This is a genomic window from Achromobacter sp. ACM03, from assembly GCF_014851665.1.
Taxonomy (GTDB): domain Bacteria; phylum Pseudomonadota; class Gammaproteobacteria; order Burkholderiales; family Burkholderiaceae_B; genus Achromobacter; species Achromobacter aegrifaciens.
This window is the reverse complement of sequence record NZ_JACVAD010000007.1, coordinates 71,870-97,964: the sequence shown is the minus strand read 5'-3', so window position 1 is coordinate 97,964 and position 26,095 is coordinate 71,870. Positions and strand designations below refer to the sequence as shown.

General features: G+C 66.3%; 31 protein-coding genes. 9 read left to right on the top strand and 22 right to left on the bottom strand.

All coding sequences use genetic code 11. The features are described from left to right. The first annotated feature begins 26 nt into the window (after positions 1–26). Entirely contained in the window at positions 27–869 is an 843-nt protein-coding gene (locus tag IB257_RS25810; protein ID WP_192353208.1) for a LysR family transcriptional regulator, read from the top strand. Positions 870–878: 9 nt separating this feature from the next. On the opposite strand, the gene IB257_RS25805 is transcribed toward IB257_RS25810, so the two are convergent. The 8 genes from IB257_RS25805 to IB257_RS25770 all read right to left on the bottom strand — a co-directional run bounded on the left by IB257_RS25805 (position 879) and on the right by IB257_RS25770 (position 7,848). Next, positions 879–1,412, bottom strand: coding sequence for an OsmC family protein (locus IB257_RS25805; RefSeq protein WP_054458213.1), 534 nt, complete (start codon positions 1,410–1,412; stop codon positions 879–881). 48 nt (positions 1,413–1,460) lie between these two features. After that, complete coding sequence (locus IB257_RS25800) at positions 1,461–2,636, bottom strand: c-type cytochrome (protein WP_370540128.1); 1,176 nt, start codon at positions 2,634–2,636, stop codon at positions 1,461–1,463. After that, complete coding sequence (locus IB257_RS25795; RefSeq protein ID WP_119451643.1) at positions 2,633–3,424, bottom strand: ABC transporter ATP-binding protein; 792 nt, start codon at positions 3,422–3,424, stop codon at positions 2,633–2,635. Before IB257_RS25795 ends, IB257_RS25800 begins: the two co-directional genes overlap by 4 nt. Continuing rightward, positions 3,418–4,434 carry an ABC transporter permease gene (locus tag IB257_RS25790; protein WP_054458215.1) on the bottom strand — a complete coding sequence of 339 codons (1,017 nt, stop codon included), beginning with the start codon at positions 4,432–4,434 and terminating at the stop codon, positions 3,418–3,420. The genes IB257_RS25795 and IB257_RS25790 overlap by 7 nt, the downstream gene beginning before the upstream one ends. Then, positions 4,421–5,452, bottom strand: coding sequence for an ABC transporter substrate-binding protein (locus IB257_RS25785; protein WP_119451641.1), 1,032 nt, complete (start codon positions 5,450–5,452; stop codon positions 4,421–4,423). The genes IB257_RS25790 and IB257_RS25785 overlap by 14 nt, the downstream gene beginning before the upstream one ends. A gap of 130 nt (positions 5,453–5,582) precedes the next feature. Then, positions 5,583–5,915, bottom strand: coding sequence for a hypothetical protein (locus tag IB257_RS25780; RefSeq protein WP_054458217.1), 333 nt, complete (start codon positions 5,913–5,915; stop codon positions 5,583–5,585). 71 nt (positions 5,916–5,986) lie between these two features. Beyond that, a complete protein-coding gene (locus tag IB257_RS25775) occupies positions 5,987–6,856 on the bottom strand; it encodes an N-formylglutamate amidohydrolase (RefSeq protein WP_192493027.1) in 870 nt (289 codons plus the stop codon). 2 nt (positions 6,857–6,858) lie between these two features. Then, positions 6,859–7,848, bottom strand: coding sequence for a tripartite tricarboxylate transporter substrate binding protein (locus IB257_RS25770; protein WP_054458219.1), 990 nt, complete (start codon positions 7,846–7,848; stop codon positions 6,859–6,861). A gap of 113 nt (positions 7,849–7,961) precedes the next feature. Here IB257_RS25770 and IB257_RS25765 point away from each other — a divergent pair, with 113 nt between their 5' ends. Continuing rightward, positions 7,962–8,894, top strand: coding sequence for a LysR substrate-binding domain-containing protein (locus tag IB257_RS25765; RefSeq protein WP_192493026.1), 933 nt, complete (start codon positions 7,962–7,964; stop codon positions 8,892–8,894). A gap of 127 nt (positions 8,895–9,021) precedes the next feature. Here the strand turns inward: IB257_RS25765 and IB257_RS25760 are convergent, their stop codons facing one another. The 6 genes from IB257_RS25760 to IB257_RS25735 form a co-directional block, all read right to left on the bottom strand. Next, positions 9,022–9,237: a hypothetical protein gene (locus IB257_RS25760; RefSeq protein WP_042792993.1), complete on the bottom strand. Its 216-nt coding sequence runs from the start codon at positions 9,235–9,237 to the stop codon at positions 9,022–9,024. A gap of 103 nt (positions 9,238–9,340) precedes the next feature. Beyond that, complete coding sequence (locus tag IB257_RS25755; protein WP_192493025.1) at positions 9,341–10,447, bottom strand: AGE family epimerase/isomerase; 1,107 nt, start codon at positions 10,445–10,447, stop codon at positions 9,341–9,343. Positions 10,448–10,595: 148 nt separating this feature from the next. Continuing rightward, positions 10,596–10,808: a hypothetical protein gene (locus tag IB257_RS25750; RefSeq protein ID WP_008159938.1), complete on the bottom strand. Its 213-nt coding sequence runs from the start codon at positions 10,806–10,808 to the stop codon at positions 10,596–10,598. A gap of 329 nt (positions 10,809–11,137) precedes the next feature. Then, complete coding sequence (locus tag IB257_RS25745) at positions 11,138–11,362, bottom strand: hypothetical protein (RefSeq protein WP_054458221.1); 225 nt, start codon at positions 11,360–11,362, stop codon at positions 11,138–11,140. A gap of 71 nt (positions 11,363–11,433) precedes the next feature. Further along, positions 11,434–12,180 (bottom strand): sulfite exporter TauE/SafE family protein, encoded by a 747-nt coding sequence (locus tag IB257_RS25740; RefSeq protein WP_054458222.1) that lies wholly within the window; start codon positions 12,178–12,180, stop codon positions 11,434–11,436. Between the two features lie 98 nt (positions 12,181–12,278). Then, entirely contained in the window at positions 12,279–13,190 is a 912-nt protein-coding gene (locus IB257_RS25735; protein WP_054458223.1) for a DMT family transporter, read from the bottom strand. Positions 13,191–13,350: 160 nt separating this feature from the next. On the opposite strand from IB257_RS25735, the gene IB257_RS25730 reads away from it, so the two are divergent. Further along, positions 13,351–13,821 carry an Lrp/AsnC family transcriptional regulator gene (locus IB257_RS25730; RefSeq protein ID WP_006226939.1) on the top strand — a complete coding sequence of 157 codons (471 nt, stop codon included), beginning with the start codon at positions 13,351–13,353 and terminating at the stop codon, positions 13,819–13,821. A gap of 100 nt (positions 13,822–13,921) precedes the next feature. Continuing rightward, positions 13,922–14,155 (top strand): hypothetical protein, encoded by a 234-nt coding sequence (locus IB257_RS25725; protein WP_059378407.1) that lies wholly within the window; start codon positions 13,922–13,924, stop codon positions 14,153–14,155. Between the two features lie 68 nt (positions 14,156–14,223). On the opposite strand, the gene IB257_RS25720 is transcribed toward IB257_RS25725, so the two are convergent. The 3 genes from IB257_RS25720 to IB257_RS25710 all read right to left on the bottom strand — a co-directional run bounded on the left by IB257_RS25720 (position 14,224) and on the right by IB257_RS25710 (position 16,252). Beyond that, positions 14,224–14,817, bottom strand: coding sequence for a YSC84-related protein (locus IB257_RS25720; RefSeq protein ID WP_054458225.1), 594 nt, complete (start codon positions 14,815–14,817; stop codon positions 14,224–14,226). Between the two features lie 120 nt (positions 14,818–14,937). Beyond that, complete coding sequence (locus IB257_RS25715) at positions 14,938–15,120, bottom strand: hypothetical protein (RefSeq protein ID WP_225589211.1); 183 nt, start codon at positions 15,118–15,120, stop codon at positions 14,938–14,940. A gap of 268 nt (positions 15,121–15,388) precedes the next feature. Then, on the bottom strand, positions 15,389–16,252 hold the full coding sequence (locus IB257_RS25710) for a MurR/RpiR family transcriptional regulator (RefSeq protein WP_054458227.1): 864 nt from the start codon (positions 16,250–16,252) through the stop codon (positions 15,389–15,391). 117 nt (positions 16,253–16,369) lie between these two features. Between IB257_RS25710 and IB257_RS25705 the strand changes: the two genes are divergently transcribed. Continuing rightward, positions 16,370–17,368 (top strand): tripartite tricarboxylate transporter substrate binding protein, encoded by a 999-nt coding sequence (locus tag IB257_RS25705; protein ID WP_192493024.1) that lies wholly within the window; start codon positions 16,370–16,372, stop codon positions 17,366–17,368. 11 nt (positions 17,369–17,379) lie between these two features. Beyond that, complete coding sequence (locus IB257_RS25700) at positions 17,380–18,333, top strand: succinylglutamate desuccinylase/aspartoacylase family protein (protein WP_054458229.1); 954 nt, start codon at positions 17,380–17,382, stop codon at positions 18,331–18,333. Positions 18,334–18,364: 31 nt separating this feature from the next. On the opposite strand, the gene IB257_RS25695 is transcribed toward IB257_RS25700, so the two are convergent. Beyond that, positions 18,365–18,799, bottom strand: coding sequence for a GNAT family acetyltransferase (locus IB257_RS25695; protein WP_054458230.1), 435 nt, complete (start codon positions 18,797–18,799; stop codon positions 18,365–18,367). A gap of 250 nt (positions 18,800–19,049) precedes the next feature. Further along, positions 19,050–19,952 carry a PhzF family phenazine biosynthesis protein gene (locus tag IB257_RS25690; RefSeq protein ID WP_192493023.1) on the bottom strand — a complete coding sequence of 301 codons (903 nt, stop codon included), beginning with the start codon at positions 19,950–19,952 and terminating at the stop codon, positions 19,050–19,052. A 194-nt stretch (positions 19,953–20,146) separates the two neighbouring features. On the opposite strand from IB257_RS25690, the gene IB257_RS25685 reads away from it, so the two are divergent. Both IB257_RS25685 and IB257_RS25680 read left to right on the top strand, forming a co-directional pair. Next, positions 20,147–20,518, top strand: a complete 372-nt coding sequence (locus tag IB257_RS25685) for a hypothetical protein (protein WP_192493022.1) — start codon at positions 20,147–20,149, stop codon at positions 20,516–20,518. A 78-nt stretch (positions 20,519–20,596) separates the two neighbouring features. After that, the gene (locus tag IB257_RS25680) at positions 20,597–21,235 is read left to right on the top strand and encodes a hypothetical protein (protein ID WP_192493021.1); all 639 of its coding nucleotides are present in this window, start codon (positions 20,597–20,599) and stop codon (positions 21,233–21,235) included. A gap of 19 nt (positions 21,236–21,254) precedes the next feature. Here IB257_RS25680 and IB257_RS25675 read toward each other — a convergent pair whose 3' ends face one another. After that, positions 21,255–22,244: a 2-hydroxyacid dehydrogenase gene (locus IB257_RS25675; RefSeq protein ID WP_119451635.1), complete on the bottom strand. Its 990-nt coding sequence runs from the start codon at positions 22,242–22,244 to the stop codon at positions 21,255–21,257. A gap of 134 nt (positions 22,245–22,378) precedes the next feature. On the opposite strand from IB257_RS25675, the gene IB257_RS25670 reads away from it, so the two are divergent. Next, positions 22,379–23,272, top strand: coding sequence for a LysR family transcriptional regulator (locus IB257_RS25670; RefSeq protein WP_054458234.1), 894 nt, complete (start codon positions 22,379–22,381; stop codon positions 23,270–23,272). 2 nt (positions 23,273–23,274) lie between these two features. On the opposite strand, the gene IB257_RS25665 is transcribed toward IB257_RS25670, so the two are convergent. Together IB257_RS25665 and IB257_RS25660 are read right to left on the bottom strand one after the other, a co-directional pair. Beyond that, on the bottom strand, positions 23,275–25,011 hold the full coding sequence (locus IB257_RS25665) for an IlvD/Edd family dehydratase (RefSeq protein WP_054458304.1): 1,737 nt from the start codon (positions 25,009–25,011) through the stop codon (positions 23,275–23,277). Between the two features lie 20 nt (positions 25,012–25,031). Then, positions 25,032–26,042: a tripartite tricarboxylate transporter substrate binding protein gene (locus IB257_RS25660; RefSeq protein ID WP_054458235.1), complete on the bottom strand. Its 1,011-nt coding sequence runs from the start codon at positions 26,040–26,042 to the stop codon at positions 25,032–25,034. Positions 26,043–26,095: the final 53 nt, after the last annotated feature.

Below are 26,095 nucleotides of genomic sequence, written 5' to 3'. Positions count from 1 at the left end.
TCGGACTTTCCTATGACCAGGCCGCCATGCTCAATCCCTTGTGGCTCAAGACCTTCGCCGCGGCCGCCGCCGCGCCCAGCTTCACCGAGACCGCCCGGCGCCTGGGCCTGACCCAGCCCACGGTCAGCGAACACATCCGCCAGCTGGAACAGGCCTTGAACCGGCGTCTGTTCCAGCGCGACACGCATTCGCTCGCGCTCACCAGCGACGGCCGCAGCCTGCTGGTGCATGCGCAGATCATCCTGGACGCGCACGAGCGGGCCGAGCGCCTGTTCGACGCGCCGCGCCTGCGCGGGCGCGTGCGCCTGGGCACCTCGGACGATCTGGCAATGGGACCTCTGCCCGACGTGCTGGCCGCCTTCCGGCTGGCCCACCCGGAGGTCGAACTGGACCTGACCATCGGCGTCACCAGCGAGCTCTACAAGCTGCTGGACGACAACGGCCTGGACGTCATGATAGGCAAGCGCCGCAAGGGCGACCGCCGCGGCCAGACCCTGCACAAGGAAGCCCTGCTGTGGCAGGCCAAGGAAGGCCTGTGGGTGGCGCCGGACGAACCGCTGCCGCTGATCCTGCTGCGCGAACCCAGCGTGACCCGCGGCCTGACGCTGGACGCGCTGGCCCGCGCCGGCCGCAGTTGGCAGATCGTCTGCACCAGCACCAGCTATGCGGGCTGCCAGGCGGCCGCCCGCGCCGGCCTGGGCATCACGGTGCAGCCTTCGCACCTGTCCACGCTCGGCCTTGCCGCGCCAGCAGGCGCCGCGCAACTGCCCGCGCTGCCGCAGGTGGAATTCATCGTGATCTCGGCGCCCGCGCCCAACAAGCCCACGCGCGCGCTGACCGAGATCCTGATGCGCAGCACGCTGACTTGAGGCCTTTGCTTATTGCGCCGCCGAGCGGGTGTGCTGCACGCGGCCTTCCAGCGGCTGCGGCTGCTTGAGCAGGTTCAGGATCGGGCACCATTGCTCCACCGCCTCATGCACGGCGCGCACCGCGCTCTCGTCGGCCGGCGACACGATGTGCGCGGTATAGCGGATGTTGTGCGGAAAGAATGGCACCTGCTCATAGCCCGGCTTGCCGCCGCGCGGGTCCAGGTCGCCTTCGATCTCCACCTGCAGCGACTCCAGCGGCAATTCGAGTTCGGCCGCCTTGATCAGGAAGATATGCGTCAGGCAACTGCCCAGCGATCCCAGCAGCAGCTCGGGCGAACTCGGTCCCAGGTCATAGCCCGCGAAATCCGCGGGACTGTCGCTGACCACCTGGTGATCTCGGATCCGGATTCGGCGCACGCCGCTGCGGCCTTCGGCGCTGACCTGTGCGCGCAATTTCACCGGCGTCACGGTGTGCGGATCGCGCGCGTTGCGCGCCAGCACGGCCTCGCGTTTCTGGCCCAGGTATTCGTTCAACGTACTCATGTTGCAGACCTCGCTTGGGGTTGATATGTGCTTGGGCAAGCGCCGCAGTCAATGTTCGCGGCGCATATCCGGAATGGCGATGGGCGCACGATCCATCGCCTGCAATAGTTGGCCCAGCCCGCGGGCCGTCGCTCCCTCCATCCGTCCTCCCGGCCCACAGACATCGTCCGCGCTGGTCCACGCCGGAGCCGCGCCCGGCAGGCGGCGCGCACGCAGCCAGCCCTGGCGGTCGACCATGAACTGCGCGCCCGCCAGCTCGTCAGGCGACACGCCGGCTGCCAGCGCATAGGCGTTCCAGGCCTCTACGCCTGCCGCCACGCAATCCGCGTCTACGCGCTGTGTGTGGCCACGCGTCAGCGCCACGGTGAGCAGGCGTGGATCCTGCGGTTCCTCGGCCGCGCCCTGCGCGTAGGCCATCACACGCAGGGGCAAGCCGCGCAAACCGCTCAGCCGCGTCGCCCGGCCGTCGCGGCAGGCAAGCGCCACGACGGGTGCGGCGACCGCCGGCATGCCGCTGCCGCCGCTGACGCCATAGGCCCGCAGGCGCAGATAGTCCAGCACCTGCCAGATCTCTTCCGTGTTCAGCATTGCGCCAAACGCCGGCATCGCGGGGTTGGCCGCCGGTTCCTGGCCGCCCTGCGCGATGCGCCAGTGCAGCTCGCCTTCGAGCCTGTTCTGGAACAGGGCCGGCCCCAGCACGCTGGGCCACACCGGCAGGCTGGCCGCGCGCTCGCCCCGCCCATCTGCCGCCGCGCCGTGGCATGCGGCGCAATGCGCCTGGTACAGCCGTCCGCCCTGCAACAGAGTGGCATCGGAAAACGGCAACGGCGACCTCTGATAGGAAGAACTGTGCGCCTCGACCAGCAACATCCGCGGGTTCGGCCAGTCAGCCAGCAGCGCCAGCGCGACGGCGGCGCCCAGCCATGCCAGCCGGCGGCGCTTGGCGAACAGCGCGCCGCATAGCAACGCCAGCGCCGCCGCCGACTGCGCCAGCGCCAGCCAAAGCTGGCGCCACGTGTGCGGGCTGACGGGCAGGTCCGGGTCGTAGCGCCACGCGAATGGCCAATACGCCAATGCCGGAGCCTGGCCCAGCGAGCGCCAGACCGCGGCGCCCAGGGCCAACGCCAATGCGGCCAAGCCGACCGTCAACAGCGCCGCCATGCGCCGCCGGGCCCACCGCGCCGCGCCAGCGGCATCCGCCGGCCGGCGTTGCACGATGCTCACCACGTCGCATCCAGCCCCAACAAGGCCAGCGCGCGATGGCGCAACGCGGCCAGGCGCGGATCGCCGCGATGCCTGGGGTACGGCAGGTCGTTGACGATTTCGTCCTTGATCCGCGCCGGCCGCTCGCTCAGCACCACGATGCGCGTGGCCATGAACAGCGCCTCCTCCACATCGTGCGTGACCAGCAAGGCCGTGTAGCCTTCGCGTTGCCACAGGTCCACCAGTTCGGACTGCATGGCGATGCGGGTCAGCGAGTCCAGCTTGCCCAGCGGCTCGTCCAGGATCAGGATGCGCGGATCGTTGACCAGCGCCCGCGCCAGCGCGGCGCGCTGCGCCATGCCGCCGGACAGCTGATGCGGATAGGCCTGGCTGAACGCCTTCAGGCCCACGCGCTGCAAGGCCTCGTCCACCCGGCTGCGCTGCGTCTTCAACAGCCCGCGCGCCTGCAGTCCCAGGGCCACGTTGTCCCAGACCGTGCGCCACGGATATAGCGTGGGGTCCTGGAACACCACGATGCGCGAAGGCGAAGGCCCCGTGATCGGCTCGCCGTCCGCCAGCAGGCCGCCCGCGGCGGGCGGCTCCAGGCCCGCCACCAGGCGCAGCAGCGTGGACTTGCCGCAGCCGCTGGGTCCCAGCAGCGCCACGAACTCGCCCGGCTTCACGTCCAGGTCTATGCCGTCCAGCACCGGCAGTTGCGCGCCGTCCAGGTCGAAGTGATGGTTCACGCCGCGCACGGCCAATGCGGCGCCGGCCGCATCCCGCTTGTCAGGCACCGCTGCCGCTACCATTTCACGACTCCCTTCTGCCAGGCCAGGAGGCGGTCGCGCCCCAGGAACAGCAAGGTGATGAGGCCCGAGAACACCAGCGCCATCACGATCAGCGCGCCGTACATGTTGGCGTAGGACGCCCAGCCCTGGGCCCATGACAGGTACCAGCCCAGCCCGGACTTCACGCCCATCATCTCGGCCGCCACCAGCACCGAAAACGAGGCGCCCAGGCCCATGAACAGGCCCACGAAGACCTGCGGCAAGGCCGCCGGAATCGCCACGCGCAGCACCAGGAACCACTCATTGGCGCCCATGGTGCGCGCCACGTCGTAGTAGGCCCGGTTGACGCCCGCCACGCCCGACCAGGTCAGCACCGTGACCGGAAACCAGGTGGCCAGGGCGATCAGGAAGACCGCTGCCGACCAGCTCGACGGAAAGAAGAAGAACGCCATCGGCAGCAAGGCCGTGGAAGGCACCGGCCCCAGGAAGCGCAGCACCGGATGCACCCAATAGCCCAGGCCGCGCGACCAGCCGATCGCGACCCCGGTCAGGAAACCCGCGGCCGCGCCCAGCAGAAAGCCGTTGGCCAGCAGCCAAAGCGAATTCGCCAGACTGTCGGCCAGCCGCTTGTAGTCGGAGACGTAGACTTCGATCAGCGACTGCGGCGGCGCGAAGAACGGGCTGGGCAGCAGCGCCAGCTTGGCCGTCGCGATCTCCCAGGCGCCCACCGCCACGGCCAGGGCCGCGAGCCAGGGGCCGGCGCGGTGCAAGGCGCGCACGGCGCGCAACTGCCCCGCCCCCGGCGCCGCCGCCAGTAACAGCAGCAACGCCAGCGCCAAGGCCGCCGCGCCGAATTCGCGCGTGTAGCCCCAGGACGAGAAGCCCACCTCGACGTTCGGCCATGCCAGCGTCACGCCGCCCACGCCCGCCCACAGCGCGGCGGCGGCGATACCGGTTTTCCACAAGCGCCAGTCGCGCGCGGGCGGATTCACACCCGCGGCCGGGGCGTGCAATACGTCAGCCGAGGACATTGGGCACCACCGCTTGCGCGTATTTGTTGACGTCCAGGCCCGCGCTCAGCACCTTGATCGTCTTCAGGTCCCGGGCGTAGCCCACGATCTCTTCGCGCAACGCGGCGCCCGTCGAGGCATGGCCATGGCTGTGGCTGCGCAGGATCGCGGCCACGCGTTCGGCCGGCACCTTGCCGGGCACATACGGCGCGAAGATGCGCGCGGTCTCGTCCGGGTTGGAAGCCGTCCAGCGCTGCGCGTCGATCACCGCACGCGCAATGGCCGCGGCGGCCTCTGGATCCTTGCGCACCAGATCGCCGCGCAGGCCCAGCACGCAGCAGGTACGGTTCTCGTAATCGCCCTCGATGTTGGTGGCGATCTCTCGCAGCTTGTTGTCCTCACGCAGCGTGTAGATCAGCGGATCGTCACCCGCAATGGCGTCGACCTCGCCCTTGCGCAGGACCTCGCCGAACAGGTCCTGCGGGTACTGGCGCCAGTCCACGGATTCGGGATCGATACCCAGCTGCGCCACGCGGATCGCGAAGAAGTTCTTCACCGGACTGGCCTGGTCCGACACCGCCACGCGGCGTCCCTTCAGGTCGTTGACGCTCTTGATCGGCGAATCCTGCGCCGTCAGCAAGCGCATGCAGCCGCCATGCGTGCCCACCGCCAGCTTGACGTCGAAGCCCTGCTCCAGCGGTTTCAACCAACGCAGCGCCATGCCGATGCCGCCATCGGCGTGGCCGGTGGCGATCGCCTCCAGCAGCTGGTCGGTGGAGCCGCTGAAGTTGATGCGTTCGACCTTGAGGTTGTACTTGTCGAAGAAGCCGCGCTCCAGCGCCACCGACACGGGCGATTGGCAGACTGCGGTCTGGCTCCATGCGATCTTGAACGTGCGCGGTGCGGCGTTGGCGGCCAGCACGCGCGAGCCCAGCATGCCCAGCGGCGCCGCAAGGCCTGCGGCGCCTGCCGCGCGCAGCAGCGCACGGCGCGAAATTCCCCGCGTGGAGATGGCGCGGGAATGGACGTTCGTATTCATCAACCTTCCTTTTGAGCAGACTGTGAATGGCGATGATTGCCATGCGGCATCATCGGCCTGCGCTCAGGGGTTAGACAAATACAAAGTCGGGATAACAATATGGGCGACGCATGGCCGCCCAGGGGCTGGACTATTCGGGCAAGTGGTCCGGAACGCCGTCCTCGTCGACCTGCTTGACGCGGTCCAGCGCGTTGCGTGCGGCCGACATGGCCTCGACCGTGCTGCGGAAGCGTCGGCTGATGAAGATCTCGAAAGCCTGGGTGTCGGGCTCGGCTTCCTGCTGCACGGCGTCATCCGGTGGCGCTGGCGCATCGGCCTGGGCTGCCGCTTGCGCGTCCCGTTCGGCCTGGCTCTTTTTCTTCGGCAACCGCCGCGTTTCGATGAAAGCGCGCGGCGGCACGCGCCCCTCGGGTTGGGTCGCGTACGCGAGCACCGAAAATCCGTTGATGATCTTCTCAGCCATTGCGGTTCCGTGTGGCCGCGCCCAAAAAAGCGCGGTTCCTTGTTACCGACTACGGCCCGCCGCGGGAAAACTTAAGCCAGCGCCGCCTGGCGCGCACGCACGTAGGCCGCCACCTGGGCCAGCACGTCGGACAGGTCCGCCTGCAGCGGCGCGAAGCCGGCGTTGCGCTCGCGCGTGGCTTCGTCCATGTACAGCGGACGGCGGATCTCCACCTGCAAGCTGTGCCGATTCAAGGCCGGCTGGCCGATCTGCGCGATCAACTGCACGCCTTTGTAGGGGTCGTTGCGCGCCACGGTGTAGCCCTTGCCGCGCAAAGCGGTCTCGATCAGGGCGATGAACTCCGGCTCGCAGGTGGTGCCGTCGCGGTCGCCCAGCACAAAGTCCGCCAGCGGATGCTCGCTCTTGCGGCCCAGGCGCTCGTAGGCGTCGTTGGGCATCGAGTGCAGGTTCAGGTGCCAGACCGCGCCAAAACGCTGCCGCACCTGCTGGATCGCCTGCGACAGCGCCGCGTGGTAAGGCTCGTAATACGCCTGGATGCGGTGGCGCACTTCGGCCAGCGTCAGCTTGCGGTCGTAGATCGGCGTGGACCTGTCCATCCTGCGCCAGATCAAACCCTTGCCCAGGCGGGTCTTCTCGCCCGGGTCCAGCAGCTCGGGCCAGGGTTGCGCCAGCAGCTCCGGGTCCAGGTCCTGCAGCGTGCGGTTGGGATCGATATAGACGCGCGGAAAGTTCGCGGCGATCAGCGTCGCGCCCAGGGCCGGCGCCGCCGACCACAACGCGTCCACGTGCGTGTCCTCGCCCTGGCGCAATTGCGCCAGGGTGGCCGCGGCGCCGAAATCGTCGGGATAGCGCTCGCCGCTATGCGGCGAATCGCAAACCAGCGGCAAGGCCGGGCCCGTGGGCTCGTGTACGGAAACAGCGTCGAAGTCGGCGTGGGTCATCGTCAATCAGCCTGAATGTTGGCAGTCTTGGCGACCTTGGCGTAGCGTGCCAGGGCCTGCTGGATCTGCGCCTCGAATTCCTGGGGCGTGGTGCGCACCAGCGTACCACCCACTTCCTCGGCCTTCTTGCGGAATTCCGGATCGTCCTGGGCCGCGCGCACCGCCTTGTTCAGGCGTTCGATCACGGCCGGCGGGGTGCCGGCGGGCGCCACCAGGCCGAACCAGCCGCCCGTACCCATGTCGGGGTATCCCAGCTCGATGTAGGTCGGCACGTCGGGCAACAGCGGCGAGCGTTCGGCGCCCAGCACGGCCAGCGCGCGCAGCTTGCCGCCCTGCACCTGCGGCAGGGTCGAGGACAGGTTGTCGGTGATAGCATCCACCTGCCCGCCCATCACGTCATTCAACGCCGGACCCGCGCCGCGGTACGGCACGTGCAGCAGCTTGATGCCGGACAGCATCATGAAGTTCTCGATGTTCACATGGCCCAGCGAGCCCACGCCCGGCGAGGCGAAGCTATAGCGCTCCGGCTGCTTCTTGGCCAGGGCCACGAACTCGGCCATGTTCTTGGCCGGCAAGCCCGGATTGATCGCGAAGATGCTGGGCACGGCGACCACGTTGGCCACCGGCACGAAGTCCTTCACCGGGTCGTAGTTCATCTTGCGGAACACGGCCGGGTTCGAGCCGTGCGTGCTCATCGTGGCCATGCCGATGGTGTAGCCGTCGGGCGTGGCGCGTGCCACCTGCTCCATGCCCATGGAACCGCCGGCGCCAGCCTTGTTCTCGACCACGATGGTCTGCTTCAGGTCGCGGCCGGCGTACTCGGCCACCAGGCGCGCCACGATGTCGGTCGAACCGCCAGCGGCGAACGGCACCACCAGCTTGATGGGGCGGGCGGGATAGTCGGCAGCTTGGGCGATGCCGGCAAAGGACAACGTGGCGAACATGCCGGCGAGCGCGAAGCGCGCGGACCGGCCCAGGAGGCGGCGGGACATGGGGGATGACTCCGAAAGTTGAAGGTCAGTCGACAAGGCCGCCAGTGTCCGAACTTTACGATCCCCTTTCAAACGACTATATTGCACGGCTTCATTACCAATGGTCATGCTAGATGCGACTGCACTCGCCCTCCATGTCCGAACTGCACGCCTTCGTGACGGCGGCACGCCTGGGCAGCTTCACCCGCGCCGCGGAGGTCTTGTGCGTCACCCAGGGCGCCGTCAGCCGCGCCATTTCCCGACTGGAAGCGCATTTCGGCCAGCCGCTGATGCATCGCAACGCCCATGGCCTGACCCTGACTGAAACCGGACGCCGCCTGTACGACGGCACGCTAGGCCCGCTGCAGCAGATCGAGTCGCTCAGCGCCGGATTGCGCGCCAATGACCGCCGCCTGCGCCTGACGCTGTCGACGGTGCCGACGCTGGCCAGCGCCTGGCTGGTGCCCCGCCTGTCCGACTTTCATGCGCGCCATCCGGATATCCAGCTCAGCTTCGCGGCCTACCGCCGCAACGAAGATTTTTCGGGCGCGACGCCCGATGCCAGCATCCTGTCCGGCATGCCGGAGCAATGGCCGGGCTGGCAGGTGGACTACGTGATCGGGCGCGAGTTGGTCGTGATCTGCCACCCCGCCCGTCTGGCGGCCCGGCGCGCGCAGGGACTCTGGGACACGCCAGCCGGCCTGCTCGGGGAACCGCTGCTGTATCACTCGAATGGCATGGACAACTGGGCGCAGTGGCTGGCCGCCGCCGGCGTGCCGCGCGCCTCGGTCCAGCTTTCCAATGGCTTTGACCAGGTTTCCATCCTGGTTCGCGCCGTCATGGCCGACATGGGCATCGCCGTGCTGCAGCGCTGCCTGGTCCGCGACGACCTGCAGGCCGGACGCGTGGTGGCCCCGTTTCCCGACCTGCCCATCCGCATCGACCGTGGCTACCATCTATGCGCCCCGGCCCAGCGCCGCGACCATTACGCGCTGGCTTGTTTCCGGCGATGGCTGCTGGAAACCGCCGGGCAGGATCCCGACGTGATCGCCGCCAGCCCAGCCTGAGCGCCTAGCCTGCGGACACAACCGGTTGCCGGCGTCCCGCGCGGGAATACTACAAAATGAAAACGGGCTCCCGATCTGGAGCCCGCTGCGGGGGTCTGCGCCATGCTGCCGGCGCGGTCGAAAATGCTCAGGGTGCGAGCTTGAACCCGAGGTCCACGCCCCATTTGTCGGTCTCGCGCAGCCATTTCGCGCCGCAATTCAGGCAGCGGAAATGGTCTTCACGGCTTTCTTCACGGCCTTTCTGCGTGGGATTGGTGAACCCCTGGTGTCCCAGATGGGCATGCGGCGCAACGCCTGCAAGCCCGGGGTTAATGCGTTGGCAAGCCAGGCACATAACGCTCATTGGTGCTTCCCTACAATTTTAGTAACTAAATTGTAAGGGATTCCACCAATACTTTTCTATCGAATCAGGCCCCTAAATCCAAAAAATATTGTTAACGCCACAATTAAACAACAGTGGGCAGGGCCGCCAGGCAGGTTGCCAGGTGATACGGAGAGGTCGACGGCATGTCCTTGCGCACCACCGCTCCTTCCGTGTCCAGGCATTCGTACCAGCCGCCGGGGTGCAGGAAACGCGCGCGGAACATGGCCACGCCGGCCTCCAGCGCGGGCAGGTCGCCCAGCACGCCGAGCACCCGCAGGTACTCGGTCTGCGCCCAGATCCGGCGCGTATCGTCGATCACGGCGCCGGACTCGTCCAACGACGCCACCACTCCGCCCGCGTCCACACCATGGCGGCGCGACCAGCGCACAGCGCGCGGCAGCGACTCCGTCAGCTCCAGGCCGTCGAAAACCTCGGCCGAGCCTTGCACCAGCGACAGCCACTCGAACTGATGCCCGGGCTCCAGCCGGTTGCCGGCCGAGCCTTGCCGCTCTTCCGCGATGCACTGCGAGGCCGCATGCACGAAGAAATGGCTGATGCCTTGCGCCAGGCCGCGCAGGCGCTGCGCGTACAGCGCCGGCTCCGCGACCTGGGCTGCGGCCAGGTAGGCCTCGGTCAGATGCATCATGGGATTCTGCGCGGGCGCGCGCAGAGGCTGGCTCAGGTCGGCGCTGAGCGCCGCGTGATACAGCCCGTCGGCGGTCTTGAAGCGCGCCTCGATGGTCGAGGAAGTCGACAGCATGAGCTTGCGCGCATCGGCATTGCGGCTGCGGCGGAAATAGGCGGCGCAGGCCAGCACGATGAACGCGTGGGTGTACAGGTCCTGCGTGTCATCGAGCGGATGCGCCGCGGCGTCCACGCTATAGCGCCAGCCTCCGTGAAGCTCGTCGCGGAATACGCGCCGCAGCGATTCGAACAGCACATCTGCATGCGCGCCCGCAGCGTCGCCCGGCGCTTCCGAAAAAACGTAGAGCTGGCGCGCGCAAGCCATGGCGCGGTAGCGCTCGACCGGCAGCGCGACGCCCGTCGCCGCGTCCAGCGATTCATAAGGCAGACCCAGCGCGCCATTGAAACCCTGCCCCATCCAAAGGGGCAGGACAACGGAATCAAAATGGTCGCGGAATGCGCGGATGTGTTCCGCAAGTGAAGAGTTGGTCTGTGCGGCAGTCATCTTGGAACGGCGCATACCCAATGAGGGCCCCAGATTTTGGAGCAGCAACGATAACCGAAATTTTCGTCGCAAACCTTTGAGTATTCTCCGAAGCGTCATGCTCACACAGACCGGTCCCGCCGATCAGCTCCGTCCAGGGCGTGGCGCCCTATCGGAAGATGTTTTCCTCTACCCAGTTCTGCGCGAATACTTCCGCGCGATCGCGTGCTTCGTCCAACGAAGCGCAGTTGCCCAAGTGGGAAAACGCGGCATCCACTTCGGTGCCGCCCTCGGCCGTAACCGTCAGCAGTACGCCATATCCGCCGGTATCCATGGCCGCTGTGGAAACGTCGATCAGAACTTCCTGGTCACGATGCTGCATGTGCTACCTCCCAGTCGGTTACCTAAACGCGTGAACCACGCGTGACGTTGCGGGGGCAGAATCCCCCCGCAAATGAATAGACCTGCAAACGTCACGCAAGTTCATCTTACTGGCGACTCGTGGGTCGCGATACGTCGAAAAGCAGCCAAATCGCGCATTCCGTCTCAGGAAATTCCCGTAGCACGGCCCTATTGGTCGCGAACTCGCGAAATACTGCGAAAACATTCGCAAATTGTGTGGAAATCCCCGCGCCAAACGGTCAAGACGCGGCGAAACGCGGAGGGCGGCCCCGGGCCGCGCCTGCTGTCGACATAACTGGATTTTGCGGGTTAGCGCAAATGGATGGCGCCCGGCTCTTCCATGCGCAGGGCGAGCTTGCCCTTCTCGGTGATCAGCCAGCGGCCGTCGGCGTCGGCTGCAATGCAACGCAACGTCTCCAGCGCCTGCGCCACGTGGGCGGGCACTTCAGTCTGGGCAGCGCCGGGCTCGCAATTGTCGGCCACGATGCGCAGCCAATGTCCCAACTCGCCTTTCTCGAAACGGTGCAATGCCATGCGGTGATTCTCTCTTGAATACCCAACGATAGCATGTTGCCATGCCCCGCCCTGGCGACCTGTAAAAGTCGCTAGGCAAGCAGCTTGGGCAAGGACGACGCCAGCAGCGCCACGCCCGAAACGGTCAGCAGGCCCAGCACGATGCGGCGAAACGCAACGTCGCTGATGCCCACGTAGACGCGCGTGCCCCACAAGGTCGGCACCAGCATCGCCGGCACGATCACCGCAAAGAGCGGCAGCATGTCGCGCGTCACCACGCCGGTGTAGACATAGCTCGCCATCGTCACGACCAACATCGACAGGTTGAAGTTCTGGATCACCGCGCGCTGCACGTCGCGGTCAAAGCGACGCAAGGTGCACCACAAAGTCGGAATGACGCCAGTGAAGCCGCCTATGCCGCCCATGACGCCGCCCATCGCTCCCACCACGCCGTCGGCCCATCGTCCACCCGCCGTGATAGGCGGCAAGCGCGTCGCGAACAGCATCACCGGACACCAGACCGCCAGCAGTCCGCCGACCAGCGCCTTGAACATCAGCGGATCCAGATAGGGCAGCAGCTTGACGCCCAGCGGAATCCCCAGCAATCCGCCCGCCACGAAGGGCAGCAGGTGCGCCATCGTGAATCCGCGGCGCATCGTGAACGCGGCCAGCAACTGCCCGGTCAGCGAGCCGAACACCACCATCGCAGCCGCGAGTTTGGGATCTATCGTCCAGGCCCAGAACGACATGGCCACCATGCCGAAGCCGAAGCCCGAGAGTCCCTGCACGAAACCGGCGGCCATGGCGCCCGCCGCGACCAGCACATATAAGGAATCCATACCCGCCGCACGCCTGCAAGAGAAGCCGGAACGGTTCCGGCGCTCGACATTCTAGAACGCGCCGATGGCCGGTTTCGCGCCTGCGGCGTACTGACGGGCTAGGAAGCCCGCAGCGCCAGCGGCCGCTTCAGGCGCGTCGCCGCCGCCGACGCCGCCACGCTGGCGCCGATCAGGGCCAAGCCCAGCGCCAGGTCGGCCGAGATGCGCTCCTGGAACACCAGCGACGACACGATCAGCCCGATCACCGGCACGCACAGCATGGCGATCGAGGTCGCCACCGGCGGCATCTTCTGCGTCATGCCCAGCACCACGATGAAGGTCAGCGCGGTAGCCAGCGGACCGGTGTACAGGATCACGGGCCATGCCTCGGGCTGCGCCAGGAAAACGGGCGCGCCATCGCGCATCCACGCCAGCGCGGCCAGCGGCAGCGCCGCGATGGCGGTCTGCCAGGGAATCATGTCCGCGCCCAGGCGGATATGCCGGTAGCCGCGCAGCTGGATGATATTGCAGGCCCACGCAAAGGATGCACCCAGCAACATGGCCAGGCCGACCACCGTGTGCGCCTGCCAAGGGCTGAACGCGGGCGCGACGATGACGGCGATGCCGGCATAGCTCAGCCCCGTCGCCAGCCATTGCGCCATCGACAGGCGCTCCTTCAGGATCAGCGAGGACAGCGGAATCACCCAGATGGAAGTGGCGTAGGCGATCACGGACGCGCGTCCCGGCGCCACGTATTGCATCGCCCATAGCGCCAGCGCCGTGAACGCCCCCATCTGCAGCAGCGCCACACCCGCCACCAGCGGCATTTCCTGCCGCGTCGGCAGACGCAGGCGGCCCAGCATGCCCAGCACCAGCGCGCTGATCAGCGCGGCCGAGCCGAACCGGCTGGCGGCCAGCCACAGCGGGCTCATGTGCGTCAGCCCCAGCTTCATGACGGGCCAATTGCCGCCCCAGATGGCGACCGCGCCGACCAGCGGCAAAAACCTGCCCAACGTGCTCTGCTGACTCATTACTGCCCAATCTACTGCTTGAATATTCCGCGCTTTGGCACAATTGCCAAACGATGGAATAGTCTATAGGGTTAACCCCAGCATATTTCACTGCAATCAAGCGAGATACCCGTCATACTCAGCACAGATGAATTGCTGAATGACCGTAACTGGGTGACTTATGCCGGAAATCAACCTGGATGCCACCGACATCCGTATCCTCAACGAACTCCAGCGCGATGCGCGGCTGACAAATGTCGAACTCGCCGCGCGCGTGAACCTGTCTGCCTCTCCCTGTCTGGCGCGCGTGCGCCGGCTCGAAACCGAGGGCCTGATCGACCGCCGCGTCACGCTGCTCAACGCGCGCAAGCTGGGCCTGAAGGTCAACGTATTCATCCAGATCTCGCTGGACAAGCAGCGCAAGGCGGCGCTGGACGTGTTCGAACGCGAGATCGCGGTCCTGCCGGAAATCATGGAGTGCTACCTCATGTCGGGCGACGCCGACTACCTGATACGCGCCCTGGTGCCTGACGTGGACGCGCTGGAGCGGCTGATCGTCGAACACATCACTCGCATCCCGGGCGTCGCCAGCATCCGTTCCAGCTTCGCCTTGAAGCAGGTGCTGTACACCACCGCCGTCCCGCTCGCGTGAAGCGGGCGGCGCCGACTTGCGGGATCTCCGGTGCCCCTCCACAATGAAAGCGCCGCGCCCCGCGCCGGCGCCCCTCCCATCGCCTAGCAAGGAGAACACCATGCCTGAAACCGACTGGTTCCCCGGCGGCACGCTACCCGATCGTCAGGGCTACTTCGAAGTGGAATTCGAAACGGGTCAAACCGAAATCACGCGCTACGGCCTGCTCGGCTGGGAGCCCGAGCAGGATCGCGGCCGCATCAAACGCTGGCGCGGCCTCGACCCGGACATTGAAGCTGCCGAGATGCAGCGCGAGAGCTCGGTGCGCAACAACGGCGACACGCTCATGGGCTGAAGCGCCGGCCGATGCGCCAAACAAAAACGCCGCGGAGATCATCCGCGGCGTTTTGCTTGGCAGACAGTTCAAAGATTCAGTTTGGAGATCTTGGTACCGGCCAGGGACACGCCTGCCATCAGGCCGCCGTTGTTCATTACGAAGCCGACGATGGGTTGTTGTGCCGTGTTGGTGTCGATGCGGCCGTTGGCGCCCACATTGACAACCGCAACCGTCGCATCGGCGCCCACGGTCCAGCCGCTGCTGTTGCGGAACTTGGCAAGCGCCTCATCCGTCATGAACAACAGCACCATCGCCTTGGACTGCGCCCCCGCCTGGAAGCCGACGGAACCCGCCGTGGTGCTGTAGTAGCCGGCGGTGGAACTGCCCACGCGCAGCACGCCCTTGCCATGCTCGGCCCCGATGATGAAGCTGCCGCTCAACACATCAGGAAAAATCAGCACGCCTCGGGCGCGGGCGACCAGTTCCCTGGACTGCGGCGACGCTTGATAGAGTTTGCCCAAGGTGGCGTCGGCCGCACTGTTCAACGATTGGCGCTGTTCGGTCGCGGTGGCCTCTGACTTGGAACTGTTGGTGGTGCAACCCGTGAACATCAGGCCGGCCACGCCGATCGCCGCGGCGGCCAGGCCGACACGACGCAAGACAGGAAAAGTATCAAACATGGAACTCTCCTTTGTTGTTGTCACCCTACACCAATGTACCGGGCAAATCCGCCAGCGCAAAGCACGCGATTGTGTGAAAAGAAACAAAACCCTGCCTGCCGCTGCGGGTCCGGCCCGCCGCTACAGGATGCCGTAGCGCGGTTCGCCCGTGGCTTCGTCCACCGACACGATGCCCGACAGCACCAGTTCGGCGTGGCGTCTTGCCGTCCCGGGATCCTCGAAGGTCACGAAACGCGGCAGCGACCAACGCCGCTCGAATTCGCCTTCCACCCTCCGGCACACCGCTACCTCGATCGCCAACATGCCGGTATCCAGCCGGATGACCTGACATTCCACCTCGAATCCATCAATATGACGCTGTGGCCACGCGCCCATTCCTTGCTCCTCGAAATTGTTTTTCCCGGCCGCAATATGCCAAAAAATTTTTGGCTTGAAAAGTAATGTTTTCAAGGAGTTATGAAGTACTAGAGCAGGTAGTGCGAACGCATCTTGAAGCTCATCCAAATGGCCGAAAATCGGTCCAAATCCTGGCCTTTCGCGCTCGCCGCAAGAACGGTGCGAGCAGCATCTTTCAGCCGCCCGGCGGACGTATCCATTGCGCGTCCCACAAGCCTTCGCCGCGCTCCAGAGCCGCGCCCAAGGCCTGTTTGCTGCGCTGCGCAACCGCCGCCAGCAAGGCATTGCAGACGGAAAAGGCCGCAGTGTAGGAATCGAATGGCGACGCGCTGGAACTGCGCGCTATCAGCACGTGGTGTGCCGAGGCCGCGGCGGGCGCCGACGCCGAATCGGTGATCAGAATCACCTTGCCGCCTCGCTGCCGGAAATACTGCACCGCCTTGGCCGCGGCAACCGAATAGCGCCTGAAGGTAAACGCCAGCAGCACGTCGGCCTCGTCGATCCAGAGCAGTTGGTCTTCCAGGAACAGCGGGCCGGCGGCGACCATGGGCTTGACCGAAGGCAGGCACAGGTTCAAGTACAGCGCCACGTGGCTGGCCAGCGGCGCGGCCTGGCGTAGCCCCAGCACATGCACCCGCCCCTTGCGCTGCGTCAGCAGTCGGACGGCAGCCTCGAAGGCGGCCACGTCGATCGACGCGTAGGTCTCCTTCAGGTTGTGCTGGTCATGCAGCAAGGCGTTATGCAGGCAGGCGCGCGCCGACGGTTTGTCCGAGCCCACCGCGTCCGCGCGCTCGCCGGGCGAGGCCAGGCGCGCCGTCACTTCCGTGCGCGCCTCCATCTGGGCCTGCGCGTAGCTTTCGTAGCCGAGCTTGGCCAACAGGCGCACCACGGTGGAAGCGCTGGTGCCGACCTGCCTGGCCAGCGCCGTCGCCGATTCCAGCAGGCTTTGCGGATAGCGCGCCTGCATCTCCTCGACCAGCAATTGTTCGCTCTTGCTGAGCTTGCGGCCGTAGCCGGCAATACGTTGGTGCAGGTTCATCCTTGCATGGCCCTAGGTGATAACCCCAAATTTCACAATACACATTGCATCTTATATTGCTGCCTGCAATCTTCATTGCAAATTAGACCAAACCCGCAGTCACCACAAGAGAATTCCATGAAGCATCAATCGCAGGGACCGTCCTCGATCCGCCGCAGCCTGATCCTGGCCGGTCTGGGCGCCGCCTTGCTGCCGCTGGCCGCGCGCGCCGACGCCTATCCTTCGCGCCCCATCACGCTGGTCGTCCCCTTCCCTGCGGGCGGCTCCGTCGACCTGATCGGCCGACTGTACGCGGACGCCCTGGGAAAGGCGCTGGGTACCAGCGTCATCATCGAGAACCGCGACGGCGCGGGCGGCGCCATCGGCAGCAAGCGCGTCGCGCGCGCCACGCCGGACGGCTACACGCTGGTCGCGTCGTCGCAAAGCTCGCACCTGGCCAACCCGCTGATGCGCAATGACCTGGGCTACGACCCGATCAAGGACTTCGTCTCGATCTCGCAGCTGTCGCGCACGCCCAATGTGCTGGTGACCAATGCCGCCGTGCCGGCCCGCAACCTGGCGGAGTTCGTGGCGCTGCTGAAGGCGCGCCCCGACCAATTGCACTATGCCACCGCAGGCATCGGCAGCATGGGCCAGCTCAACGCCGAACTGCTGAAGAACACCCTGCAGCTGCAGGCCGTGCACGTGCCCTATCGCGGCGGCGCGCCGCTGATCAACGCGCTGCTGTCCGACCAGGCGCAGTTCGCGCTGGACAACCTCGCGCCCTTCCTGCCCCACATCCAGGTCGGCAAGATGCGCGCGCTGGCGGTGGCCGCGCCAAAACGCCTGGACTCCCTGCCCGACGTGCCGACCTTCGAGGAACTGGGTTACCCCGTGCTCAATTCCATGTCGTGGATCGGCCTGGCCGCGCCCGCAGGCACGCCGCCCGACATCGTCCAGAAGCTGCTGGCCGCCGTGCGCACCGCCGCCACCGAGGACGGCATGCCGCAATCCCTGGAAAAGGCCGGCGCGCTGCCCCCCGAGAACCAGACCCCGCAACAGTTCACCGCCATGATGTCCGAGCGCCTGGCGTTGTACAAAGACCTGATCGACCGCGCCGGCATCCGTCCTGAATAGGCCTTACTCCCATGAAAAATCCCGCTTTCGAACCCGACACCGCCCCGCTCGAAGTCCTGCCGCGCGATCTCTCGGCCTATCGCGAGGGCAATGTCGGCATCCCCTACGTGCACCGGTTCGAGTCGGGCCGTCCCGGCCCGCACGTGCTGATCAACGCCATCACGCACGGCAACGAAATCTGCGGCATGGTGGCTGCGACCCATCTGCTGGACTCGGGCGTGCGCCCCAAGATCGGCACGCTCACCGTCAGCTTCGCGCACGTCGAAGCCTATGAAGCCTTCGATATCGAGAACCCCTACGAGAACCGCCAGCTCGTCCACAACCTGAACCGCATCTGGTCCGCAGCCATGCTGGACGGCCCGGAAGACAGCCCAGAACTGCGCCGCGCCCGCGAGCTGCGTCCGGTGCTGGACGCCGCCGACTTCGTGCTGGACATCCATTCCACGCGTGCGCCGGTGCAACCCTTCTGGGTCTACACCGAGATGGACCGCAACACGGCGCTGGCCAGCGCCGTCGGCGTGCCGCAGGTGCATCTGGTGATGCCGCCCGACCTCTTCCCCGGCACTGGCGTCATGGGCTACGGCCGCCACGGCGATCCGCACTCCGACAGCAGCGGCTCGCTGGTGGTCGAATGCGGCCAGCACTTCGCGCAATCCGCCGCCGACCTGGCCACCGACGTCACGCTGCGCTTCCTCGCGCACACGGGCCTGATCGACATGCCTGCCGGCACGCCGCCCCCGCCCGCGCCGCAGCGCTACCGCCTGCTCGAAGTGCATATGGTGAAGTCCGAGGACTTCACCTTTACCCGTCCGGTGATCGGCTTCGAAACCTTCGCCAAGGGTGAACTCATCGCCATGAACGGCACCGAGGAAATCCGTTCGCCCTGCGACGACTGCACCATCTTCATGCCCACGCGCATGCCCATCGTGGGTCGCGAAGCGGTGTACCTGACCGTGGCGATCTGATCGCCATCCGCAAGCGCCTGATCGGGATCAGTCAAAGGTCCGGAATCAGGCGCTTGCCCAGGCTGATGACCTCGTCCTGCTGAAAGCCCAGGGTCGCGTAGAAGTCCTTCACCGCAATATTGCCCGACCGGATCAGAAGATTGATCTTGGGGCAACCCATTTCCAGCAGCCGGCGCTCCACCGCCTGCATCAGTGCGGTGGCATGACCGCGGCGCTGATGCGCGGGCGATACCGCCAGGTAATTGATCCAGGCGCGATGGCCGTCATAGCCGCCCATCAGCGTCGCGACGATCGCGCCGTCCGCCTCTCCCACCAGAAACAAGTCCGCCTGCACCGCAAGCTTGCGCGCAATATCCTTGCGCGGGTCGTTCCATGGGCGGGTCAGGCCGCAGTCATGCCACAGCTGGATGATGGCCGCTTCGTCGGTCGAATGGTAGGGCCGGATGGCGAGGTCTTGCGCACTCATGCTTCGTTCCTTCAAGGATGGCAACGAAAGCCTTGCGATACGCCTCGACAGCGGGACCAGCCAGAAACAGAAAAGCCACGAGGGGTATCGTGGCTTTCAGGATATGGCGCCGATGGTTTGGCGCCGGGACGTGACCAGCCACTCAACGTAAGCGTCGAGTGATTCGTCGGTAGGCTGCGCCAGACATAGGCGCGAAATGCTTTGCGTTCATGAGGGCAAGCATACACGAGGCGGCGAAGCGCAGCCAACGTCAGGACGCGTCAGGCTCCTCCAGCGTGCCTTCCATGACCACCACGGCCTCGCCCGCCACGCCCGCCCATACGCCATCGGCGCGCGGTTCGGCGTGAGCCAGCAGCACGCTGGCGCGTCCCATGTCCACGCCCTGCTCCACCCTCAGGCGCATTGCGCCGGCGCCGCGCAGGGCCGTGCGCAAGGCCGTCATGGCCGCCGTAGCGCTGCCGGTCGCGGGGTCTTCCGTCATGCGACCGGTGAACATGCGGGCCTGGACATCCGCCCCGCCCGCCCCCGTGTCAGTGGTGTAGGCATAGATGGACTTTGCGCCGTCCAGCGGCAGCAGGGCCGCGTAGCCCGCCGGATCTGGCACGGCCCGGCGCAAGGCGTCGCGGCTGGCCAATTGCACCACCAGGAAGATCAGGCCTACCGACGCCACCTGCGGCGCATGCGTGGAGGTATCGATGTCCGCAGGCTCCAGGCTCAAGGCCCGCGCAACCGCGGCGGCCGGCGCCTCGCTGGCGCGCGACAGCGGTTGCGGCGCAAGCAGTTCCGCACCCGCCGCGCCGTTTGCGCCTGGGCGCAGCGCAATGCGCACCAGTCCCGCCTCCTCCTCAAACGCGAAGGCATCCGGCACGGTCAGGCCCGAGGCAGCCATTTCGCGCGCCAGCACCACGGCCGTGCCCACATTGGGATGTCCGGCGAACGGCACCTCGCGGTCGGGCGTGAAGATGCGCACCCAGGCCGTATGGGCAGGATCCCGCGGCGGCAGCACAAAGCTGGTTTCGGAATAGTTGAATTCGCGCGCGATGCGTTGCATCTGCGCCGTGCTCAGGCCCTGGGCGTCGAACACGACCGCCAGCGGATTGCCGCCGTACGCTTGGCTGGTGAACACATCGGCGGTGACATAACGGTAGCGCATGGAACGTCCTCTCAGGCCACGCGGACTGCGCGGCGACCCGGGAAGTGTGCGGGGCCGGCGCGCGGCCCACCAGACACAGAGGCGATGAATCGGGACCGTAACAGCGGGTGGATCTGGCATAGACTATGCTGGCCCGGCGCTTTCCGCCCCCCAAGCCGGTGCATGACGATTTGCGCTCACCAGGAACCCGCCACATGTCCACGGTACGCACCTACTTCCAGAACCGCCTGCCTGCAGGCGAACTTGCCAGATTGATGCGAGTCCAGGAGCCGTTCTTTCTGGAGAACATCGTCGACATCGACGAAACCGCGGCAGCGCTGCAGACGCTGTGCCGCGAACATGGGCTGACCGTGCGGACGGTCAAGCAACCCTATAACGCCAGCGTGTCGGGCTGGGATCTGGCCAGCTTTCTTCCCGCCTGGTTCGGCGCGCTGGCCCTTGGTTTCTTCGCCGCCACTACGCCGGGCGGGCAGCGTACGGACGTCACCCTCAAACTGCGCAGCAACAGCTTGCTCGAAGTCTGTTTTTCCCGGACAGCACCCCATCCCGGCGCCGCCTTGCCTTGATCCGCGCGGGGTGTGCCTTGCATCAAGGTAGCGTCCACTCAGGCCTAGTACAATGTCCCATATATGGGGACGCTAAATATGAAAGACAGTGCCAGACCCGCAGAGGCGCTTACCGTCGAAGCCGCGATAGGCTTGGCTGAAAACTGGGCCCGCGCGCATCACGCGGACGCTGATCGAAGCAGGAAGTTCGCCACCCAATGGCATGGAGACACCAGCCCCGATGACAGGCAAGGCGAGGTGCTCCTGAGAGATCTCGCCTTCTTTTTCCAGGCCGCATCCAACGACGCCGCCTACTGGCGCTCGGTCGGAGACTTCACCGAGGAAGCCACCGGCCCCTGGGGAGTCCAGGCGCTGAAAGCCTTGGCCGGCCTGAACCTCATCGGCCTGGCGGCATCCCTAATCCTGTTCGCGGCGCGCGACAGCTCGGCCTTCACGGCAGGCGCAATCAGCGCCTGCGCCTTGTTCCTGGCCGGGCTGCTGCTGGCCTATCCGGCGCTGCGGCTCACCCGCATTTCCCGCTCCACGGCGAACGCCGCCTCGGCCCTGCAAAGCCGCGAAGCGGGCGCCGCGTGGACCTGGGAACAACTGCGGTCCGCCAACGTCGGCAACCCCAACGTCGGCCGCAAGGAACGCAAGATCGCCTTGCGCCTGGCCGCCATCATGGCAGCCACAGCCACGGCGGGCTGCGCGCTGCTGATTGCGACAGTGTGGTTCTAGCGGGTAGCCCGACGTCCGGCTACGCCACTGGCGTAACCGCCCTCCCCGTCGTAAAGAACGACACCAGGTTCCGCATCGCCAGCTCCGCCATCTGGCGGCGCGTCTCGTGCGTGGCGCTGCCGATATGGGGCGCCAGGATCACGTTCGACAGGCGCCGCAGGGGGCTCTCGCCCAGCGGCTCGCTTTCGAACACGTCGAGCGCGGCCCCCTGGATGATGCCGTTGGCTAACGCATGGCACAGGTCGGCCTCATTGATCACCGAGCCGCGGGCGACGTTGACGACCACCCCCTCCGGCCCCAGCGCACTCAACACGGCGGCGTCGACGATGTGGCGCGTTGCCGCCCCGCCGGGACATGACAGGACCAGCACGTCCACATGGCGGGCCATGGCAGGCAGAGAATCAAAATGCCGCCACGGCGTATCCTGGGGCGTGCGGCCGAAGTAGCTGAGGTCCACTTCGAACGGCACGAGCCGCCGGACGATCTCTTTGCCGATGCGCCCTAAACCGACGATGCCGACCTTCCTGCCCGCCAGGCTCGCCCCCAACGGAAAGGGCGAGGCCTCCCATGCGCCCGTGCGCACAAAGCTGTCGGCCGCAGGCAACTGGCGCAGCAAGGCGAGCAACAACCCCACCGCCAATTCAGCCACGGCCTTGTTCAACACGTCCGGCGTGTTGGTCACGACGATGTTCTTCTCACGCGCGCGGTCCAGCGCGATGCCGTCGTAGCCGACGCCGTTGGTGGCGATGATGCGCAGCCCCGGCAAGCGATCCATCAGCTCGGCGGAAATCCGGTAGTTCGAGCGCGTGACGATGCCGCCGATCGCATCGGCCTGCGCAGGATCGTTTTGCAGCGCCGCCTCGTCGATCAACGTGAACCTCGAGCGGAACTGCGCTTCCACCGACTCGGGAAAAACCCCTACCTTGAGCAGAGGGGGGAACTTGCCGTCCCCCTTGCCGGAGACATTTGCTGCTGCCTGGCGCGCTTGGGCCAGTTCATGCTCGATCATGGATTTCAACCTCGACGCTATAACATACGGAAAATTGGCGCGATAAGCCTGCAACCATCGCAGCCGGGTTCGTAGCGGTTCGTGCGATCTTCAACCTGAAGTTTCTCCTTTCAGGGCAATAGGCCCATCGCATCATGGACATCAAGTGCATGCAGAGCTTCGTCGCAGTCGTCGAAGCCGGTTCATTCGCCGAAGCGGCGCGCAAGCTCGATCTGACCTCGGCCGCCATCGCCGCGCGCATCAAGGCGCTGGAGATGGACCTGGGCGTGGCGCTGGTCAAGCGCTCGGGGCGTTCGGTCCGGCCCACCGAGAGCGGCATGCGTATCCTCGAAGGCACCAAGGCGGCCATCCGCAACATCCGCGATCTGCGCGCCATGGCCATCGACGGCGACCAACCGGGCGAATTCCGCATCGGCTGTTTCGTGTCCGCATTGACGAACGTGTTGCCGCCGATACTGAAATCGCTGTACCGCAAGCATCCGGACGCCTCCGTCTTCGTCACGCCCGGCGGCTCCATAGACCTGTGCGGCAAGGTGGTCAACGGCGAACTCGACGCCGCCATCGTGGTGGAACCGCAGTTCGCGGTGCCCAAGAGCTGTCTCTGGCAGCCATTCATGGAAGAACCGCTGGTCGTCGTCGCGCCGTCCCATCTTGCGGACCAGGACGCCCACACCCTGCTCTCGACCCAACCCTTCATACGCTACGACCGCAACATCTACGGCGGCCAGCTGGCCGACCGCTATCTGCGCGACCACCAGATCTGGCCCAAGCAGCGGCTGGAGATTGACGGCCTGCTCGCCATCGTCGCGCTGGTGCATGAAGGCCTGGGCGTTGCGCTGATTCCGGACTGGTCGTCCATGTGGAAGTCGCTCGACGTGGCGCGCATCCCGCTGCCGAACCGTGCGCCCGTGCGCAGGAACGGCCTGATCTGGAATACCCGCGGCCATCACGCCAAGATGGCCGCGTCGATATCCCAGGATGCCCGGACCCTCTTCGGCAACATGGAAGCACGCCGGGCAACGCCGTAGCCCTACTTCGACTTGCCCGGCACGCCGCGCAGGAAGTCGAAATCCACGCCCTTGTCGGCCTGGGTCACCGTATCGAGGAAGAGCTTCTTGTAGCCGCGCTCGGCCGTGGGCGGCGTGACCGGCTGCTCGCGGCGGCGGCGGTCGAGTTCTTCGTCCGACACCAGCAGGGAGATCTCGCGCCGACTCACGCTCAGGCGTATGCGGTCGCCGTTCCTGACATAGGCCAGCGGCCCGCCTATGGCCGCTTCCGGCGTGACATGCAGCACGATGGTGCCAAAGGCGGTGCCGCTCATGCGGCCGTCAGAGATCCGGATGATGTCCTTCACCCCCTGCGACGCCAGCTTCTTGGGGATCGGGATATAGCCCGCCTCCGGCATGCCGGGCGCGCCCTTGGGACCGATGTTCTTCAGCACCAATATGTCCTGCGGCGTGACGTCCAGGTCCGCGGCATCGATGCGGCCCGCCAGGTCCTCGGCGTTCTCGAACACCACGGCCCGGCCTTCGTGTTCCATCAGCCCGGCATCGGCGGATGACTGCTTGATGATGGCGCCTTCGGGGGCCAGGTTGCCCGAAAGGACGGCTATGCCGCCCTGTGGATAGATCGGGTTCTGCCGCGTCTTGACCACGCTTTGCGGGAACCCCGGCCCCGCGCGTTCGATCTCCTCGCCCAGCGTCCTGCCGGTCACGGTCAGCGCGTCGAGCTTCAACAGCGGCTTGAGTTCGCGCAGCAGCGTGGCCATGCCGCCCGCTTTGTGGAAGTCTTCCATGTAATGCTGGCCCGAAGGCTTCAGGTCCACCAGCACGGGCGTCTCGCGCCCCATGCGGTCCAGCGCCTGCAGATCCAGGTCCAGCCCCAGCCGGCCGGCGATGGCGGTCAGATGGATGATGCCGTTGGTGGACCCGCCGATGGCCAGCAGCACGCGCATGGCATTCTCGAAGGAATCCGCGGTCAGGATCTTCGAGACCGACAGGCGCTGCCTGGCGATCTCGACGGCCTGCGCGCCCGTGAGTTCAGCAATGCGCATCCGGTCAGCCGTGACGGCGGGCGGCGTAGCGCCGCCAGGCACGGTCATGCCCAGCGCTTCGGCAATACAGGCCATGGTACTTGCCGTACCCATGACCGAACAGGTGCCCACGCTGGCGACGAGCTGGTTGTTGACGTCGGCGATCTCCTGGCTGTCGATCTCCTCGGCGCGGTACTTGCCCCAGTACCGGCGGCAATCCGTGCATGCGCCCACCCGTTCTGAACGGTGCGACCCCGTCAGCATCGATCCCGTCACAAGCTGGATCGCCGGTATGTCCGCCGACGCGGCGCCCATGAGCTGGGCGGGCACGGTCTTGTCGCATCCGCCTATCAGCACCACCGCGTCCATGGGCTGCGCGCGTATCAGCTCCTCGGTGTCCATGGACATGAGGTTGCGCAGGTACATGCTGGTGGGAAAGGAAAAGCTCTCGTGGATGGAGATGGTCGGGAAATCCATCGGCAGGCCGCCCGCGAACATGATGCCGCGCTTCACGGCTTCCAGCAGCTGCGGCGCGTTGCCGTGGCAGGGGTTGTAGGCGCTGCCCGTGTTGGCGATGCCGATCACCGGCCGGTCCAGCGCGCCGTCCGTGTAGCCGGCGCCCTTGATGAAGGCCTTGCGCAGGAACAGCGAAAAGCCGCTGTCGCCGTAGCTGGTGAGGCCTTTGCGCAGGCCGCCGGCCTCGCCCTGCGACGCCTCGGTGTTTTTCTTGCTCATCTTGTTCAAGCTGCTTCCAGTTAATTTACGGTGATGCCGCCGTCGCGGATGACCTTGGCCCACTGCTCGATTTCGGCGTTCAGGCGCGCCTTGGAGGCTTCGACGTCGAGCGCGTCGGCATAGACGCCTTGCTGCAGCAGCTGGGCCTTGGCATCGTCCTTGGCCAGCGCCGTGGTCAGCGCCTTGTTGATCTTGGCGACGATGGGAGCCGGCGTGCCGGCCGGCGCCATCACGCCAAAGAGCGAACTGACGTTGAAGCCGCTGAAGCCTTGTTCCTCGGCGGTGGGAATGTCCGGCAACATCGAGACGCGCTGCGGCGTCAGCACGGCCAGCGGACGCAACTGGCCGGACTTGATGAAGGAGATCGCGGCGGGCACCGTCTCGGTCATCGTCTCCACCTGGCCGCCGACCAGGTCCGTCATGGCCGGGCCGCTGCCGCGATAGGCCACGTGCACGATGTTGACGCCCGCGATCTGCTTGAAGAGTTCCATCGCCATGCGCTGCGGCGCGCCCGCGCCCGACGAGGCGAAATTGAGTTTTCCGGGATTCGCCTTCGCGTAGCTCACCAGATCGGCCAGCGATTTGATGGGCAGCTTGGGATTGACCACGGCCACCAGCGGCACAAAGCCGACCACCCCGGCGGGCGCGAAGTCCTTGCGCAGGTCGTAGGGGATGGTGTCCTTCTCCAAGGTCGCCATGACCGAATGCGAAGTCAGCGCCCCCATCAGCAAGGTATAGCCATCAGGCTGCGCGCGCGCCACTTCCGCCGCACCGATATTGCCGCCTGCGCCGCCGCGGTTCTCGATCACGACCTGGCCGCCGATCTGCTCGCTCAGGCGCTGGCCTACGATGCGTCCGATCACGTCGGTCGCGCCGCCAGGCGGATACGGGATGATCAGGCGGATGGGCTTGTTCGGATAGCTGTCGGCGGCCTGCGCGGATGCATGGCCAGGAACGGTGAAAGCAGCAGCCGCGATGAAGGCGGCCGCGGCGATGTGAATGCGCTTGCGCGCGGCATTCTTACAGAACATTTTTGTCTCCCGATGCGTTCTTATGGCTTGAAAGCTCTAGGCGCATGTTCGCA

Coding starts and splice junctions, on each gene's coding strand:
- IB257_RS25810 (WP_192353208.1), top strand. CDS start 27: ATGCTCAATCCCTTGTGGCTCAAGACCTTCGCCGCGGCCGCCGCCGCG.
- IB257_RS25805 (WP_054458213.1), bottom strand. CDS start 1,412: ATGAGTACGTTGAACGAATACCTGGGCCAGAAACGCGAGGCCGTGCTG.
- IB257_RS25795 (WP_119451643.1), bottom strand. CDS start 3,424: ATGGTAGCGGCAGCGGTGCCTGACAAGCGGGATGCGGCCGGCGCCGCA.
- IB257_RS25790 (WP_054458215.1), bottom strand. CDS start 4,434: ATGTCCTCGGCTGACGTATTGCACGCCCCGGCCGCGGGTGTGAATCCG.
- IB257_RS25785 (WP_119451641.1), bottom strand. CDS start 5,452: ATGAATACGAACGTCCATTCCCGCGCCATCTCCACGCGGGGAATTTCG.
- IB257_RS25780 (WP_054458217.1), bottom strand. CDS start 5,915: ATGGCTGAGAAGATCATCAACGGATTTTCGGTGCTCGCGTACGCGACC.
- IB257_RS25775 (WP_192493027.1), bottom strand. CDS start 6,856: ATGACCCACGCCGACTTCGACGCTGTTTCCGTACACGAGCCCACGGGC.
- IB257_RS25770 (WP_054458219.1), bottom strand. CDS start 7,848: ATGTCCCGCCGCCTCCTGGGCCGGTCCGCGCGCTTCGCGCTCGCCGGC.
- IB257_RS25765 (WP_192493026.1), top strand. CDS start 7,962: ATGCGACTGCACTCGCCCTCCATGTCCGAACTGCACGCCTTCGTGACG.
- IB257_RS25760 (WP_042792993.1), bottom strand. CDS start 9,237: ATGAGCGTTATGTGCCTGGCTTGCCAACGCATTAACCCCGGGCTTGCA.
- IB257_RS25755 (WP_192493025.1), bottom strand. CDS start 10,447: ATGACTGCCGCACAGACCAACTCTTCACTTGCGGAACACATCCGCGCA.
- IB257_RS25750 (WP_008159938.1), bottom strand. CDS start 10,808: ATGCAGCATCGTGACCAGGAAGTTCTGATCGACGTTTCCACAGCGGCC.
- IB257_RS25745 (WP_054458221.1), bottom strand. CDS start 11,362: ATGGCATTGCACCGTTTCGAGAAAGGCGAGTTGGGACATTGGCTGCGC.
- IB257_RS25740 (WP_054458222.1), bottom strand. CDS start 12,180: ATGGATTCCTTATATGTGCTGGTCGCGGCGGGCGCCATGGCCGCCGGT.
- IB257_RS25735 (WP_054458223.1), bottom strand. CDS start 13,190: ATGAGTCAGCAGAGCACGTTGGGCAGGTTTTTGCCGCTGGTCGGCGCG.
- IB257_RS25730 (WP_006226939.1), top strand. CDS start 13,351: ATGCCGGAAATCAACCTGGATGCCACCGACATCCGTATCCTCAACGAA.
- IB257_RS25725 (WP_059378407.1), top strand. CDS start 13,922: ATGCCTGAAACCGACTGGTTCCCCGGCGGCACGCTACCCGATCGTCAG.
- IB257_RS25720 (WP_054458225.1), bottom strand. CDS start 14,817: ATGTTTGATACTTTTCCTGTCTTGCGTCGTGTCGGCCTGGCCGCCGCG.
- IB257_RS25715 (WP_225589211.1), bottom strand. CDS start 15,120: ATGTTGGCGATCGAGGTAGCGGTGTGCCGGAGGGTGGAAGGCGAATTC.
- IB257_RS25710 (WP_054458227.1), bottom strand. CDS start 16,252: ATGAACCTGCACCAACGTATTGCCGGCTACGGCCGCAAGCTCAGCAAG.
- IB257_RS25705 (WP_192493024.1), top strand. CDS start 16,370: ATGAAGCATCAATCGCAGGGACCGTCCTCGATCCGCCGCAGCCTGATC.
- IB257_RS25700 (WP_054458229.1), top strand. CDS start 17,380: ATGAAAAATCCCGCTTTCGAACCCGACACCGCCCCGCTCGAAGTCCTG.
- IB257_RS25695 (WP_054458230.1), bottom strand. CDS start 18,799: ATGAGTGCGCAAGACCTCGCCATCCGGCCCTACCATTCGACCGACGAA.
- IB257_RS25690 (WP_192493023.1), bottom strand. CDS start 19,952: ATGCGCTACCGTTATGTCACCGCCGATGTGTTCACCAGCCAAGCGTAC.
- IB257_RS25685 (WP_192493022.1), top strand. CDS start 20,147: ATGTCCACGGTACGCACCTACTTCCAGAACCGCCTGCCTGCAGGCGAA.
- IB257_RS25680 (WP_192493021.1), top strand. CDS start 20,597: ATGAAAGACAGTGCCAGACCCGCAGAGGCGCTTACCGTCGAAGCCGCG.
- IB257_RS25675 (WP_119451635.1), bottom strand. CDS start 22,244: ATGATCGAGCATGAACTGGCCCAAGCGCGCCAGGCAGCAGCAAATGTC.
- IB257_RS25670 (WP_054458234.1), top strand. CDS start 22,379: ATGGACATCAAGTGCATGCAGAGCTTCGTCGCAGTCGTCGAAGCCGGT.
- IB257_RS25665 (WP_054458304.1), bottom strand. CDS start 25,011: ATGAGCAAGAAAAACACCGAGGCGTCGCAGGGCGAGGCCGGCGGCCTG.
- IB257_RS25660 (WP_054458235.1), bottom strand. CDS start 26,042: ATGTTCTGTAAGAATGCCGCGCGCAAGCGCATTCACATCGCCGCGGCC.